The organism is Peribacillus saganii (assembly GCF_003429095.1).
Lineage (GTDB): Bacteria > Bacillota > Bacilli > Bacillales > DSM-1321 > Peribacillus > Peribacillus saganii.
Genome location: NZ_QVTE01000040.1, coordinates 1 through 14639 on the forward strand (window position 1 = coordinate 1; position 14639 = coordinate 14639).

Below are 14639 nucleotides of genomic sequence, written 5' to 3' on the forward strand. Positions count from 1 at the left end.
TAACAGGCCAAATAAAAAAATAACTGCAGGCAAACTCGATTTCATCTAGTTTGTCTACAGTCTGAAGCGATTCCCTAAGGAGGAATCGCTTTTTTATTTTTTTAGAGGATTAAAGTCTTCCGCTCGTGGTATTAAATAACGTAAAAACAATAGTTAGCAAGGGAGAAAGGCTAATGTCTATCCGCAACTCACAGTTTCTTGAAGAAGCATCGCTTGAAATGGAGAATGAATTTTTAAAAGTTATCCTTCTTCCGGGTCAGGGAAGCAATCTAATTTCAATCTATGATAAGGTGAGCAATACTGAACTGCTAAGGGTTCCCAAGACAATGGAAGACTATAAATCTGCAAGCGTGTTATATGGAACCCCGGTATTATTCCCTCCAAACCGGATCGACGGTGCAGTTTTCGAATTTGAAAACCGAACATATGAATTTGAAATGAATCGTCCCGAAGAAAATGTACACATTCATGGGCTCGTTCATGATAAAAAATGGGATGTCGTTAAAGTGGATACTGAAAATAATATCATCGTGACTCAATTCGTCTCTAAAAAATATCCTGACGTTATCAAGCAGCTGCCACATGATTTTACAATTGAAATGATCGTTCAGCTATCTTGTAATTACATAACCCAAACGCTCAAAATATTGAACAATAGTAATAAAACAATGCCAGTTGGTATCGGATTACATACAACATTTCACTTTCCTGCAGAAGAATCACGGCTGTTCTTGAATGCCGAACAGTATTGGGAATTAAATGAACGGAAAATGCCAACAGGCAGACTGCTCGAAATCCCTTACAAACAAGAACTTATAAAAGGTATGAAACTTTATGGACTTGCCTTAGATGATATTTATCCAATAAAAGATAAGCAACCGGCTATTATTGAACACCCGGCTAAAGGAATCAATATCAGCTATAAGGCTGACAAAGGCTACAACCATTGGGTTGTCTTCACAATGAGCGGCAAAGAAGATTTGCTCGCAATGGAACCGTACTCTTGGGTAACGAATGCACCTAACATGGATCTTCCTGGCGAGATTACCGGACTAATAGCACTAAAGCAAGGGGAAGAAACGGCTTTTACGACAGTGCTTACAATTGGACATACGTTACAGGGGAGGAAGGAATATGTATAAGGCTGAACTAATTGTTGATGCAAAAGCCACACTTGGAGAAGGTCCAGCCTGGGATGCCAAAAATCAGGTTCTCTACTGGATTGATATTAAAGAGAGAAAAATCTTTATTTATAATCCTGAATCAGGAATCAATGATACCTTTGAGCTACAGCAATCGATTGGGGCTGCAGTTCCCCGAAATTCCGGAGGATTGATTGTTGCTTTGGAAAATGGTTTTCATTTTTTAGATTTGCAATCAGGAAAACTGACGGTCATCGCTGATCCTGAACAAGGCTTGCCTGACAATCGTTTCAATGATGGAAAATGTGATGCCAATGGCCGTTTCTGGGCCGGTACAATGGCTAAAGATGGAACAGGAACAAACGGGTCACTCTATTGTTTGAATACAGATCTGACAGTCCAGCAGATGTTAAAGGGGTTGGGAATTTCAAATGGCATGGCCTGGAATAAGCAAAATCAGACAATGTATTTTATTGATACCCCAACTAATCAGGTAGCCGCTTTTGATTTTAAATTGGGAGAAGGGACTATCAGCAATAAAAGGTTTGTTGTTGAATTTCCCGAGGGAGAAGGCTTTCCGGATGGAATGACCATTGATGAAGAAGGGATGCTCTGGATCGCTCACTTTGCCGGCAGCCAGGTTTCCAGATGGAATCCTCAAAATGGTGAAAAACTCGAATCTGTCACCCTTCCAGTCGCAAATGTTACTTCCTGTGTTTTTGGAGGCCCTGACCTGGATGATTTATATATAACTACAGCCCGCGATGGATTAGATGAACAAGATCTTCAAAAACAGCCGCACGCTGGAGGCTTGTTTAGAGTAAAAACAAATACGCGAGGATCTGAAACTTATTTTTTTAAAGGTTAACGTTAACCTTTGCGAAGACAGATGTCATCATAGCTTGTAAAAATGTCATTCCATATGAGGACCTTGCAAGGCAAATGAATGATCGGCTAAAGACCTGGTCGTTTTTTATCAGATTTATGTGAAATGTCTATGAGAAACCTATTGGTATTCTGCCTTCAATTTAATCATCTTCGCTTATTTGTAAAAAAATATGGACATTATTGATATGATCAACCATTAGATCACTTGCAAGATCAGGGTTGCGATTCTTCATTGCAGCTAGAATATTTTTGTGAAATTGCAGTGAATTATTCATTACTCCTTGAACGGTGACAGCTTTTTCCTGAGAGAGGGCAACTAGATTAATGATGGATTGGTATAAATGGTACATCACAAGATTATGTGACGATTTTGCAATTTTCTCATGAAAAAGTAAATTGGCCGATACATACTCAGAGTGATTATTTTCATTAATGGCTATTTCCATGTCAGCAATGGTTTTTTCCAATTCGATAAATTGTTCCTGTGTTGCTTTTATAGTGGCTAAGAAAGTTAGTTCCCTTTCAATAAATCTCCTTGCTTCGAAGATGTCCTGCCAATCTGCAGAAGAAAAATAAAGCTGGAACATAAGGGAGTCTGTAAAAAATTTTTCGTGGTTACCTGAAATGATAGTTCCCTTTTGGGTTTTTTCAATTAAACCTTGGGCTTCTAAAACCTTTAGCGCTTCTCTCAAAGATGGCCTCCCGACTTCAAACAAGTTCATGAGTTCTCTTTCTGGGGGCAGTTTATCTCCTTGGCTTAATTTACCCTGGAGGACTAGTTCTTTAATTTGATTAACGATACTATCTGTAACATTTAAACGTTTAACAGGTTCTATCATTCTATTTTCACCTTTCACGATATAAGGACTATATAATAGTATATTTATAATTTTTAATAATTTATATACTAGTAAACAATTGGAAATCCCTCCTCCAGGCAATATCTTTCTAGGGGAGGGATAAGATGGAACTGGCTATTTAGCTATTTCTTCAAAAGACGAACCTGATCTTTGTTGCCGGTTCCTTAGTACATAGGCTCCAATAACTACCGTAATTAAGGCTGCTGCAAGACCGATAAATACGTTCTGAGTAAAACCTAAAACAAGAAATCCTATAATTGATGAAATACTGGATAAACCGGCATAAGGAAGCTGCGTTATCATGTGATCGATTGGATGAACAGAACTGCCGATTGAAGCAAGAATAGTAGTGTCAGATAATGGTGAACTATGCTCACCGAACACTGTTCCTGCCAGGACTGCACCGATAATTGGTATTAAGAACGCAATATCAGTAGCAGCAACAATCTCCGCACCAATCGGGAGCATTAAACCGGCAGTTCCAAGTGTACTTCCTATGGAATAAGATATGAATGCTGCAAAGATAAAGAATATCACTGGCAGCCAGCCAAGGGCCATATTATCTTTGATCAAAGAAGCTAAATATTGGCCTACCCCTAACGAAGAAATGATTTCCGCTGTTACAAGTGCTAAAAAAAGAATTGCTACACTCGGTAAAGTCGTTTTAACTCCAGCAACAATAGTGACTTTTAAATGACCGCCAGGTGTTTTTTTACTAAGCAATCTTGCCAGGATCACCAGGATTGCACTTGACCCGCCATATATCAGAGCTGAAATAACGTCTGTGTTTTTAAGAAGCTCGAGGGCGGACGTACTTCCCTCACTGCCAATCCATATTGCAGAAAGAACTGTGACTACAATCAAAGTTAACACTGGTAAAAGTAAATCGGCTACCTTGCCATCTTTCCGTGATGGGAGTTTACTATCTTCAGCACCTGGAATTTTTCCTCTTGTCGTATCAAATAAAATTCCCTCATCAATTGCCCGCTTTTCATCTTGGCGCATTTGGCCCACATTAATTCCAAAATAAGCAACTATGAAAACAAGAACAATGGTGGAGATCGTATAGAAGTTTGCTGGAATCGCAAATAAAAATGCCTCAAGTGGCTGGAATTCGGTAATCTTAGTTTTATCAAAAACACCGGCTATAATGGATACGATAAAGGCAGAAAGTGCTGAAACTGGGATAAGCAGGGCAATCGGTGCTGATGTAGAGTGGATTAAATAAGAAAGCTTGGAGTGGGAAACTTGGTATTTGTCAGTTACAGATCTCATTACAGCTCCACGGAACAGACAGCTAAAGGCATCATCAAACCAAGTGAAAAACCCAAGCAACATTGTGGCCATTTGGGCTTGAACCCTTGTCTTAGCTACTTTAACACCCCACTCTGCGAAGGCATAAATCCCGCCTGATAAATAAAGAAGGGAAGATAATACTCCAATTAAGACAACAAAAATTAGCACCTTGCCATCTTCTGATAGGACTCCGGTCATAATGCTGTAAACGTTGGCCACACTATCTATGACATTCCATTGATTATAAAGTAAAGCACCTAATGCAATTCCTACTCCTAATGACAAGAATAGCCGTTTTGTTAAAATGATGATTGCAATGGTTATGATAGGCGGTAAAAGTGAAAAAATAGTACCTTCCATTAAAAATCCCCCTTAAACTTTTTAATGATATTCTGCTGAACTTAAAAACTGCAAAATAAAAGAAATATTGAAACCGCTTACATTTTAATCATAAGAGCTTTCACTCGTGACCAGCGCAGGGAGGGGGCGGGTGTTAGGTTAAACGAATGTGTCTTTTAAACGCTTTGTCTGATCACGAATGAATCTATAAGATTATTGTTCTAATTAATGCTTTTTTTATCGAGCACCAATTCGATTCACTAGCCGTCCGAGTCCTTCAACCTCACAGACGATTTCATCACCTGGCTGCAGCCAGTCTTTTTCTTCCCTGCCGACAATGACACCCTCAGGGGTTCCCGTGAAAATTACGTCACCAGCTTCAAGTGTCATAACTTGAGACAAGTCACTGATCAATTCCGCTATAGGAAAAATCATTTTTTCCGTATTTGAGCTCTGACGTAAATCACCATTGACCCACAGCTTGAGATCTAGATCTTGAGGATTCGGAACTTCATCAGCGGTTACAAGGTAGGGCCCGATTGGTGCAAAGTCATCAATTGCTTTCCCGTACAGCCACTGTATACCGCGGAACTGAAGGTCTCTTGCTGAAAAATCGTTTCCTGTTGCGTAACCAAATACATAGTCAAGTGCTTCTTCCTTCGTAACATTTCGGGCTTCTTTTCCGATAACTACCACCATTTCTACCTCGTAATCGACCTGTTCTGTTATGGACGGTGGAATAATATCCATATTGTGAGCTGCCAGGCTGTTTTGATATTTAGGGAAATAGATTGGATATTCGGGAATGGCTAGCTTTGTCTCTGCCACATGTGCATGATAATTTGCTCCTGAACAAATAATTTTATTTGGTTTTTGGACCACAGGCGCAAACTGAATGGAAGACTCATCCAGATACTCTTCTGCATGTAAAAGTACTTGCCGTATACTATCTAACCCTGATTGACCTGCTGTGATTACCTCCTCTATAGAAGCGGGTACAGACAATCCTGCTTGTTCAGCTGTAGAACGCACATCCACAATACCTTTCTCTGTTTTAATGCCTAATTTTACGCCATCGATAGTTTGAAAGGAAATTAGTTTCATTACAGTCACCATCCTATATACTTTAAAAATTTACTGAAACTCATACAGCCTATGAAAGGGTTTACATTTTGTTGTACATGCATCATTTCTCACTGCTGCTATGAGCCTTCAAAATTACCATGCTGTATGGTCTTACCATATACTATTGGCTCATTTTAATAATTAGAACTGTGAAGTTATTCTATATCATTCTTAATTCTTAAAAGGGATATATATCCTGCATAACGGGGAAGAGGTTCTTATATTTATTTTGTGAATTATAAATTAAACATTAGTATGGATTTAGAATTCTACAAGTAGATGTTTAGGTAAAAACGGGTGGAATGATAATGAAACCGGAAGATAAAACTCAGTGGACCATGATGGATTAATTGCTACCTCGTGCCATGATGCAGCAGAAAATCTTCAGCTTGAGCAGGATCAAAAAGTTCAAGTGGGGAAAGTGCTGGTTCCATGGGGAAGGCGACTGTATTTTGGCAGTCAAATCAGCAAAAGGAAAGGACTCGAATATGCTGAAACAGTTGGAGTAAATATAAAATCTTGCAGACTTCAGAAATGGAGGAGAGGGAGAAATGAATTTCAAAATGAAAATTGCGAATCTTTTGGCTGAAAGTATAAATGGTTTTGTCCAATTTGTTATGGACACTCATGATAGTAACAGCAGCTTTATTTTAAATCCTGATAAGCTGTATCAAATAAAACTTTTTGCTGAAGAGTTTAAGCTTCAAATAGTTGCTGATGAACTTCAGAGAATAAATCAGTACGGCTGGAATGAAAAGTATACTCATTTATTAGTTGAGAGATTTAGAAAAGGGTTAGATGTAATTGACGAATATGTAGAAAGGAACTACGACGATTTATTTATTTTTACTGCTAGACTCCACACATTAAAGAGCCTCAGCTCATTATTAAGAAAAGAAGAATAACTATTGGCTTATTAATCCTCTTAGCCATTTTGCATAAACCCTTTTTTTCGCTAGATAGGCTAACAGTGAAGATATTAAAAGACTTACATGTTCCTTTAATGTTTGTATACTTGGCTATAACTGTTCCTTTCGTAGGAATAAGAATCAAAACAGCATAATATTATTATGTAAACATTCTAGTTTAAAAGGATGTAAAACAATAATTAATTATTAGCGGACATGAATACAATCCCTTTTTCCGGGTAATAGGAATATGTTTAGTATCGGAGAAAAAAAGGAGGCCGAAAGATGTCGAATATTAATCTGGCAATAATCTATTACAGTTCCACAGGTACAAACTACAAGCTGGCAAAATGGGCTGAAGCAGGGGGGCAGGAAGCGGGAGCGACTGTAAAAGTGTTAAAGGTTCCCGAGCTGGCTCCACGATCTGCAATTGACGCAAATCCCGCTTGGAAGGCGCATGCTGAAGCAACAGGTGATATCCCTGAAGTGACGCTCGACGATTTAGAGTGGGCTGATGCAATCATTTTCAGCGTACCGACTAGATTCGGGAATATGCCTGCACAGATGAAACAATTCCTGGATACAACTGGCGGCCTTTGGTTTAAAGGGAAATTGGCAAACAAAGTGGTCAGTGCCATGTCTTCCGCCCAAAACTCTCATGGTGGTCAGGAAGCGACTATATTGTCCATATACACCACCATGTATCATTGGGGAGCGATTGTGGCAGCACCAGGTTATACTGATCAAGTAATTTTTTCTGCTGGAGGAAATCCATATGGCACAAGTGTTTCTGTCGACCAGGACGGAAACATGGTAGAAGAAGTTGAAGCTGCAGTAAAGTATCAGGCGAAGCGGACAGTAACGGTTGCTGAATGGGTAAAAAAGGCGAATCAATAAGAAATGTGTAACACCCCACGGCTAAATCGACATGTCCTGACAAAGGAACTTTCACTTTGTTCAGGCATGTATTGCGCTTAATATCGACGCCGGCATATTTTTGAGCCGGGGTTTTATTTATTAAATAAAAAAGTTGCTGAGCGTTGAATTCCGTTAAAAGATTATACTACCATGTTATAAAAAAGAAGCTGATTGGAGTGCTAACCAATCAGCTTTGTTTTTGTTCTTTTTACCATTATATCAAGTTGAGGAAAATCGATTGTAAATTTAGTACCTATACTTTAACATTTTTATTAATGGCAATGGTGTTGCTGTCAATGCCGGTTCCGATCACATTTTACTCAGTAAATGACTATGACTATCATATAAATGAGCAGGACGGCAGCACATATTGAAAACTATAAATAAACAAATCAATTTTTTCTTTTTCCGTCAATAAAATGGATTAAATAGGAAATAAATTCTTGATTTGTTATATTTTTTCCTCCTCACAACCCTTTTTTATAAAAATAATACTAAAAGACGAATGATTTATTAATTTTTATACTGTATAATTCGTTTATATTGTTTTTTCAAATAGGGTGGGGGAGAGATATCACATGTTTCAAGGGAAAAAAATTCTTTTGTTAGGTTCAGGTGAATTAGGAAAGGAAGTTATTATTGAGGCTGCACGCCTGGGAGTGGAGACGGTGGCGGTTGACCGCTATGCAAACGCCCCGGCTATGCAGGCTGCAAATCGAAACTATGTGATTGATATGCTAGATGCACAGCAATTGCGGGAAGTAATTGAAAAGGAAAAACCCGATTTAATCGTTCCTGAAATCGAAGCAATTGCAACCTCTGAACTTGTAAAACTCGAGAATGAAGGATTTCATGTCATTCCTACTGCCCGTGCGGCCAAGCTGACAATGGATCGGGAAGGTATCCGCCGTTTAGCGGCTGAAACGCTGGAACTCCCAACTGCGAAGTATCAATTTGCTGACAACTATGAACAATTTGTACAGGCAGCCAGAACAATTGGGTTCCCTTGTGTAGTTAAACCTTTAATGAGTTCGTCAGGCAAAGGGCAAAGTGTTTGCCGTACCGAGGCTGACATGGAGAATTGCTGGAAAATTGCAATGGAAGGCGGCAGAGTTCAAAACGGAAGGGTTATCGTTGAAGAATTTATTCAATTCGATTCTGAAATAACTTTACTTACCGTCCGGGCGGTTAATGGAACAAAGTTTTGTGCGCCAATCGGCCATATTCAAAAGGATGGGGATTATATAGAATCCTGGCAGCCGCATAATATGACGGAACAGCAAATTAGTGAAGCGGAAAAGATCGCAATGGCAATCACCGAAGAACTAGGTGGATATGGCCTATTTGGAGTCGAACTCTTCCTTTCTAAGGATAAAGTATATTTCAGTGAGGTTTCCCCTCGTCCCCACGATACGGGGCTGGTTACGCTTGTAACTCAAAATTTATCCGAATTTGCTCTCCATGTACGAGCGATATTGGGATTCCCAATTCCGGAAATAATTCAGATTTCTCCCGGAGCAAGCCGTCCATTGAAGGCGGAGGAAGAACTCGATTCATACTCTATTGGCGGAATAGAACACGCACTGTCCGTTGCAAAGACTCAGGTTCGCATTTTCGGTAAACCAGTCACAAAGCCTGGACGGAGAGTAGCGGTTGCATTATCCAGTGCAGATACAACGGATGAGGCCAGAACAAACGCTAAACGTGCATTAGACTGCCTGAAAGTTGAGAAATAGTTTTGCCGTGTACTAAAAACCTGGCACTGAATATCATGCTTAAAAGCCAAGGCACTAAACTAGAGACCACTTTAAATTAAAGGTGGTCTCTTTTTAAAAATATTTAAATTCTCAGCCGAAAAAGGAAGGATTCCATCATGGGATGGCTCTAATTATGTACTAATAGTACGAAAGACGGGTTAATGGGACTCAACCATTTTTTCATATACTTTTAGGTTTGTATAGATTGTTTCCAGTATCGGTGCACAGATTTTTTGTTTTTCAGCCAGCTCAAGTAAGTAGCCTTGCAGATGATCAGCCTCAACAGAAAGCCCTTTTTCCATATCTCGCTGCATAGAGGATTTCATTTCATACCCCATTTGCGCTATTCTTTTTAATTGGATCTCCTCTATATTGTCAGCAATCGGTGCATTTATTTTACGCATGATTTCACCCAGCTCCGCGAAAAGCAGCCTTAAAGTTGCGAGTCCGCCTTTTGCATCGCGTATTGGTCCAATTGGTGCGCGCATTAAAGTTGTAATTCCAGACATCCCGGTAATAAACATATATTTATGCCACATTTCCTGGCTTATATTTTCACTTAACCGAAATTTGGACTTCGTGTCACTAAACGTTTCTTGAAGCCTCTGAATTCTCTTTGTTTTTTCTCCATTGCGTTCACCAAAAACAAGCTCATGCATCGGACTGGTTTGCAGTACCTTTCCATTACGATCAAGTGTTGCTTCAATAAAGCACAGCCCGCCTAGGACATTGTCTTCTCCAAACTCCTGAACCAGCCGGTCAACATGAGAAATGCCATTCAGCAAAGGCAGAATCATGGTATCCTTATTTACGTATTCACGAATGCTTTGGATAGCACCGTCAAGATGATACGACTTTGTAGAAAGGAGTATCACATCAAATGGACCGGCTGAGTCTCCTTCACTGAGGACGGATGGGATAAAATCTGCATCGCCATGTATACTTTTAATGACCAGTCCATGCTCTTCAAGCTGTTGTCTTCTTCGTTCCCTTACTAAAAAGGAAACGTCTTCACCTTTTTCAAGCAAACGTCCGCCAAAGTAACCTCCAACAGCTCCTGCTCCAACTACTAAAATTTTCAAAAAATCTCCCCCCACATCATTTTTCTTCTATTATAAAGCATAAAGACCGTCTTTAGTCGTTAATTGCCTATAAAATTCAGAAATTTAACCCTGTAAAAATAAAAATATAAAAATTAGTGAACCTTTTTGGAAAAGATAAAATCAATTTTACTAGTAATGATGTGCATGGACCATTTCATACTCTTTTTATATTGTAAAATTAAATCATGAAATTTTCTGAATTATTATTGATTTATTATTGATCATGTGATAATTTATTAACATTCTGTCACGAAGTTTATACTTCATAGAATTTAATAAATATTGTTTAAACTTCATAGAATTTAATAAATATTATTTAAACTTCAAAAATGTGAAACTCAGGTGATATCCATGAATCTTAAGGAACGTATACAGCAAGAGTATGCTAACCTGTCGAAAGGACAGCAAAAGGCAGCAAAGTATTTACTGGACAATCCGAGAGAGTTTGCAGTTAGATCGGCAAGTGAAATAGGAATACAGGCGGGGGTTAGTGAAACTACGGTCATCCGATTCTGCTACTCAATAAAACTATCTGGTTTTTCCGAACTTCAAAAAATCATCCGCGAACAGCTGCTCTTTAATGAAAGCAGTTTGGGAAACTATATTTCAAGAAAACTTGAATTAGCAGAGCAGCCTCACTTTTTAGCAAGTGTAATGGAACAGGATCGACAGCATATGCAGGAAACAATACGTAACATAAGTGAAAAAGATTTCCAGCATGCGGTCGAGCAGCTGGTTCAAACAGATAAAATTTATATTTCAGGCATGCGTTCATCGTTCTCAGCCGCCAATTGGCTAACATTTACTCTTGGTTTAGTTCGTGGCAATGTGCAATTATTGAGACCCGAAACTGATGATTTACTTGCAACCTTAAGTGAAATGACAAGCCAATCAACATTGATTGCAATCTCATTTCACAGATACTTAAAAGAAACGATAAAAATTGCTCAATTAGCGAAGGAGCAGGGGGTAACTGTTATTGGCATTACGGACTCGCTGCTTGCACCAATTAGAGAGCATGCTGATATTATCTTTCAAATCTATTCGTCCGAAAAGTCTACGATCGATACAGCACCAGCCCTTTTTTCATTGCTAAATGCAATTGTAGCAGGTGTTTCAATTAAAGATAAAGACAGATTTAAAAAGCGAAAACAACAATATGAAAAACTCAACGCAGACTATTTTTTTGCAGATGGGGGAATGACAGAGTGAAAGATTACATCGAAGAATTGAAGCCGACTATCGATTCAGTATTTCAGCATTTGCATCTTCATCCTGAAGTGAGCTGGCAGGAATATAAAACGACAGAGTATTTAAAGCGGTTTTTAGAAGAAAAAGGTTTTTCTGTGAAAACCTTTGAGGATTGTACAGGACTGGTAGTAGAAGCAGGAGAGGGTGATTTTTGCGTTGCCTTACGGACAGATATAGATGCACTTTGGCAGGAAGTAGAAGGCACATTTCAGGCCAACCATTCCTGCGGACACGATGCCCATATGACTATGGTTGTAGGAGCTATGCTTTTGCTGCAGCAAATGGGCGCCTTTGACAAAGGAAGGTTTAAATTTATTTTTCAGCCTGCAGAAGAAAAAGGTACCGGGGCTCTAAAGATGATTGAAAAACAAGCAGTCGACGATGTGGATTTCTTGTATGGTGTCCATCTTAGACCAATACAGGAATTGCGGGATGGAGAAGCAATACCGGCGATACTTCACGGTGCTGCAAAGTTTCTGATTGGCGAGATCATTGGTGAAGATGCACATGGTGCCCGGCCCCACTTAGGCCAAAATGCCATCGAAATTGGTGCATCGCTGATTCATGAAATAAAAAACATCCACCTGGATCCAATGGTACCCCATACTGCTAAAGTTACGAAGTTTATTGCCGGGGGTGAATCAGGAAATATCATTCCAGGCAAAGCTTCCTTTAGCATTGATTTGCGGGCCCAGACCAATAAGGTAATGGAACAGCTTACCGAAAAAATTGCTGCGGTAGCTGATTCACTGGCCAAGCTGTATGGTGTTGAAATTACTTTAGAATCAAAAGCAAGCGTTGCTGCTGCTGAGGCTAATCAAGAGGCTATTGATTTTATGAAAAAAGCGATTGCCGACTCAGTCGGGGATCATCAGCTTAAAGAACCTGTTGTCACCTCAGGCGGGGAAGATTTTCACTTTTATACTTTAAAACGACCTAATATAAAAGCAACTATGCTAGGTTTGGGATGCGATTTGCAGCCAGGACTCCACCACCCAAAGATGACGTTTAATACTGATCGCATATATTCTGGAATTGAAATTCTGGTTAAAACGGTTCTAAATACAATTGAAGCGTATGAAAAGGGAGAGTTATCATGAGTTCGGATATGGAGATAAGGGTGTTAACTACCAATAAAGAGCTTCAGCAGGTTCAACAGCTTGAAAAAGACGTGTGGAACATGGAACCGCTGCCTCTTCATCAAACGATTACGGCAGCTCAAAATGGCGGCCTAATCTTAGGAGCCTTTATGGATGATGAACTGGTTGGTTTTAGTTATGGTTTTCCCGGCTTTAATAAAGGCAAAAGCTATCTATGCTCACATATGCTGGGAATTCATAAACATTATCAGGATAAAGGGATAGGAGCCAGGCTTAAACAGGAACAAATGGCAATTGCACGTGATATGGGCTATGACCTCATAGTATGGACATATGATCCGCTTGAATCCCGAAATGGGTATTTAAATCTATCCAAGTTACATGCTATTTGTTCAACTTATGCGGAAAATTGCTATGGAGATATGGAGGACAGCTTTAACAGCGGGCTTCCAACAGACCGTTTTAAGGTGGAATGGTGGATTAATAGCCCTCACGTTAAGGAAAACCAATTGGTTGACGGTTCAGGGATGGATGTTTTATTCCAATGGGAAACGACATTGGAAAAGCAGCCTCAATTAATAAATGTTGAAGAGACTTTGAAAAGTATCAGTGATTCAGACACAACGATTGTGGTCCCAGTACCGGCCTGTTTTCAAAAGTTAAAAAGTGAGAATAATGAACTTGCCATCGACTGGCGTTTTAAAACTAGACAAATCTTTCAAACTTTATTTACAAAAGGCTATGCAGCCGCTTCTATAAGAAAAAGTGAAAATCAGCTTGTACACTACTATGTGTTAGTTCCGAAACAATTGATTGATCTAAAAGAAAAGGCGGGAGAAAAATGAAAATAAAAGAGGTTACGTTAAGACAATTGAAAATGAAAATGCTATTTCCGTTTACGACAAGCTTTGGAACTTTTCAGGAAAAAGAATTTCTTGTTCTGGAAGCAAAGGATGGTGAAGGTAACAGCGGGTGGGGAGAATCTGTAGCTTTCCATTCTCCTTGGTATAATGAAGAAACGGTAAAAACCAATTGGCATATGCTGGAGGACTTTCTAATTCCACAAATCCTAAATAAAGAGATAAATCATCCTGACGAAGTTTCTGAAATGTTCGCCTACATACGAAAAAACAATATGGCAAAGTCCACAATTGAAGGGGCAGCCTGGGATTTATACGCAAAACAGCAGGGAATTTCTCTAGCAGCAGCTCTTGGAGGCGAGAAGAAAAATATTGATGTCGGCATAAGCATTGGAATTCAGAAAAACGTTGAAGACCTGCTCCAATTAATTGATGAGTATGTCAGTGAAGGCTATAAGCGGATGAAAGTAAAAATCAAGCCAGGCTGGGATGTGGATGTAATTAGGGAAATCCGCAAGAAATTCCCTGGCATCCAGCTAATGGCTGACGCTAATTCCGCTTATCGGTTAACCGATATCGATAGGTTAAAGCAACTGGATGAATTTAATCTAATGATGATTGAGCAGCCGCTTGCTTCCGATGATATCATTGATCATTTGCAGCTTCAAAAGGAAATATCCACTCCTGTTTGCTTAGATGAAAGCATTCATTCTTATGAGGATGCCCGCAAAGCAATCGAACTAGGCAGCTGCAAAATAATTAATATTAAAATTGGCCGTGTTGGGGGATTGACGGAAGCTAAACGGATACACGATCTATGCCAGCAGAACGATATTCCGGTCTGGTGCGGAGGCATGCTCGAATCGGGAATCGGACGGGCTCATAATATCGCCTTAACTACTTTGCCCAACTTCACCATGCCAGGTGATACTGCAGCTTCTTCCCGTTATTGGGAGCGAGACATCATTAATCCTGAAGTGACAGTGGCAGATGGAACGATTACGGTTCCTGAGAATCCTGGCATTGGTTTTGAACCAAACCTTGAAACCATTAAACAATTTACAACTTTTGAAAAAACGTATGCTTAAAAAA

General features: G+C 39.5%; 13 protein-coding genes. 9 read left to right on the top strand and 4 right to left on the bottom strand.

All coding sequences use genetic code 11. The features are described from left to right. Positions 1-173 precede the first annotated feature (173 nt). Both D0469_RS13840 and D0469_RS13845 read left to right on the top strand, forming a co-directional pair. The gene (locus tag D0469_RS13840) at positions 174-1142 is read left to right on the top strand and encodes an aldose 1-epimerase (protein ID WP_117327334.1); all 969 of its coding nucleotides are present in this window, start codon (positions 174-176) and stop codon (positions 1140-1142) included. Further along, entirely contained in the window at positions 1135-2010 is an 876-nt protein-coding gene (locus tag D0469_RS13845) for an SMP-30/gluconolactonase/LRE family protein (protein ID WP_117327335.1), read from the top strand. Before D0469_RS13840 ends, D0469_RS13845 begins: the two co-directional genes overlap by 8 nt. Positions 2011-2170: 160 nt before the next feature. On the opposite strand, the gene D0469_RS13850 is transcribed toward D0469_RS13845, so the two are convergent. The 3 genes from D0469_RS13850 to D0469_RS13860 all read right to left on the bottom strand — a co-directional run bounded on the left by D0469_RS13850 (position 2171) and on the right by D0469_RS13860 (position 5629). After that, positions 2171-2869 carry a FadR/GntR family transcriptional regulator gene (locus D0469_RS13850; RefSeq protein WP_117327336.1) on the bottom strand — a complete coding sequence of 233 codons (699 nt, stop codon included), beginning with the start codon at positions 2867-2869 and terminating at the stop codon, positions 2171-2173. A 135-nt stretch (positions 2870-3004) separates the two neighbouring features. Continuing rightward, positions 3005-4546, bottom strand: a complete 1542-nt coding sequence (locus tag D0469_RS13855; RefSeq protein ID WP_117327337.1) for a Na+/H+ antiporter NhaC family protein — start codon at positions 4544-4546, stop codon at positions 3005-3007. A 216-nt stretch (positions 4547-4762) separates the two neighbouring features. After that, positions 4763-5629, bottom strand: a complete 867-nt coding sequence (locus tag D0469_RS13860) for a fumarylacetoacetate hydrolase family protein (RefSeq protein WP_117327338.1) — start codon at positions 5627-5629, stop codon at positions 4763-4765. 572 nt (positions 5630-6201) lie between these two features. Here D0469_RS13860 and D0469_RS13870 point away from each other — a divergent pair. The 3 genes from D0469_RS13870 (at position 6202) to purT (ending at position 9212) form a co-directional block, all read left to right on the top strand. Continuing rightward, the gene (locus tag D0469_RS13870) at positions 6202-6555 is read left to right on the top strand and encodes a hypothetical protein (RefSeq protein WP_117327340.1); all 354 of its coding nucleotides are present in this window, start codon (positions 6202-6204) and stop codon (positions 6553-6555) included. 288 nt (positions 6556-6843) lie between these two features. Further along, positions 6844-7455: an NAD(P)H:quinone oxidoreductase gene (wrbA, locus tag D0469_RS13875; protein WP_117327341.1), complete on the top strand. Its 612-nt coding sequence runs from the start codon at positions 6844-6846 to the stop codon at positions 7453-7455. A gap of 599 nt (positions 7456-8054) precedes the next feature. Next, positions 8055-9212 (top strand): phosphoribosylglycinamide formyltransferase 2, encoded by a 1158-nt coding sequence (gene purT / locus D0469_RS13880; protein WP_117327342.1) that lies wholly within the window; start codon positions 8055-8057, stop codon positions 9210-9212. 179 nt (positions 9213-9391) lie between these two features. Here purT and panE read toward each other — a convergent pair whose 3' ends face one another. Further along, on the bottom strand, positions 9392-10315 hold the full coding sequence (gene panE, locus D0469_RS13885; RefSeq protein WP_117327343.1) for a 2-dehydropantoate 2-reductase: 924 nt from the start codon (positions 10313-10315) through the stop codon (positions 9392-9394). A gap of 372 nt (positions 10316-10687) precedes the next feature. On the opposite strand from panE, the gene D0469_RS13890 reads away from it, so the two are divergent. The 4 genes from D0469_RS13890 to menC are packed head-to-tail and all read left to right on the top strand — an operon-like array spanning position 10688 to position 14635. Beyond that, positions 10688-11548, top strand: a complete 861-nt coding sequence (locus D0469_RS13890) for a MurR/RpiR family transcriptional regulator (RefSeq protein ID WP_117327344.1) — start codon at positions 10688-10690, stop codon at positions 11546-11548. After that, positions 11545-12687, top strand: a complete 1143-nt coding sequence (locus D0469_RS13895) for a M20 peptidase aminoacylase family protein (RefSeq protein ID WP_117327345.1) — start codon at positions 11545-11547, stop codon at positions 12685-12687. Before D0469_RS13890 ends, D0469_RS13895 begins: the two co-directional genes overlap by 4 nt. Further along, the gene (locus D0469_RS13900; RefSeq protein WP_199478530.1) at positions 12684-13532 is read left to right on the top strand and encodes a GNAT family N-acetyltransferase; all 849 of its coding nucleotides are present in this window, start codon (positions 12684-12686) and stop codon (positions 13530-13532) included. The genes D0469_RS13895 and D0469_RS13900 overlap by 4 nt, the downstream gene beginning before the upstream one ends. After that, a complete protein-coding gene (gene menC, locus D0469_RS13905; protein WP_117327347.1) occupies positions 13529-14635 on the top strand; it encodes an o-succinylbenzoate synthase in 1107 nt (368 codons plus the stop codon). The genes D0469_RS13900 and menC overlap by 4 nt, the downstream gene beginning before the upstream one ends. Positions 14636-14639: the final 4 nt, after the last annotated feature.

What these genes read in the sequence shown, in the direction of transcription:
- D0469_RS13840 (WP_117327334.1), top strand. Translation starts at nt 174, where the DNA reads ATGTCTATCCGCAACTCACAGTTTCTTGAAGAAGCATCGCTTGAAATG.
- D0469_RS13845 (WP_117327335.1), top strand. Translation starts at nt 1,135, where the DNA reads ATGTATAAGGCTGAACTAATTGTTGATGCAAAAGCCACACTTGGAGAA.
- D0469_RS13850 (WP_117327336.1), bottom strand. Translation starts at nt 2,869, where the DNA reads ATGATAGAACCTGTTAAACGTTTAAATGTTACAGATAGTATCGTTAAT.
- D0469_RS13855 (WP_117327337.1), bottom strand. Translation starts at nt 4,546, where the DNA reads ATGGAAGGTACTATTTTTTCACTTTTACCGCCTATCATAACCATTGCA.
- D0469_RS13860 (WP_117327338.1), bottom strand. Translation starts at nt 5,629, where the DNA reads ATGAAACTAATTTCCTTTCAAACTATCGATGGCGTAAAATTAGGCATT.
- D0469_RS13870 (WP_117327340.1), top strand. Translation starts at nt 6,202, where the DNA reads ATGAATTTCAAAATGAAAATTGCGAATCTTTTGGCTGAAAGTATAAAT.
- wrbA (WP_117327341.1), top strand. Translation starts at nt 6,844, where the DNA reads ATGTCGAATATTAATCTGGCAATAATCTATTACAGTTCCACAGGTACA.
- purT (WP_117327342.1), top strand. Translation starts at nt 8,055, where the DNA reads ATGTTTCAAGGGAAAAAAATTCTTTTGTTAGGTTCAGGTGAATTAGGA.
- D0469_RS13890 (WP_117327344.1), top strand. Translation starts at nt 10,688, where the DNA reads ATGAATCTTAAGGAACGTATACAGCAAGAGTATGCTAACCTGTCGAAA.
- D0469_RS13900 (WP_199478530.1), top strand. Translation starts at nt 12,684, where the DNA reads ATGAGTTCGGATATGGAGATAAGGGTGTTAACTACCAATAAAGAGCTT.
- menC (WP_117327347.1), top strand. Translation starts at nt 13,529, where the DNA reads ATGAAAATAAAAGAGGTTACGTTAAGACAATTGAAAATGAAAATGCTA.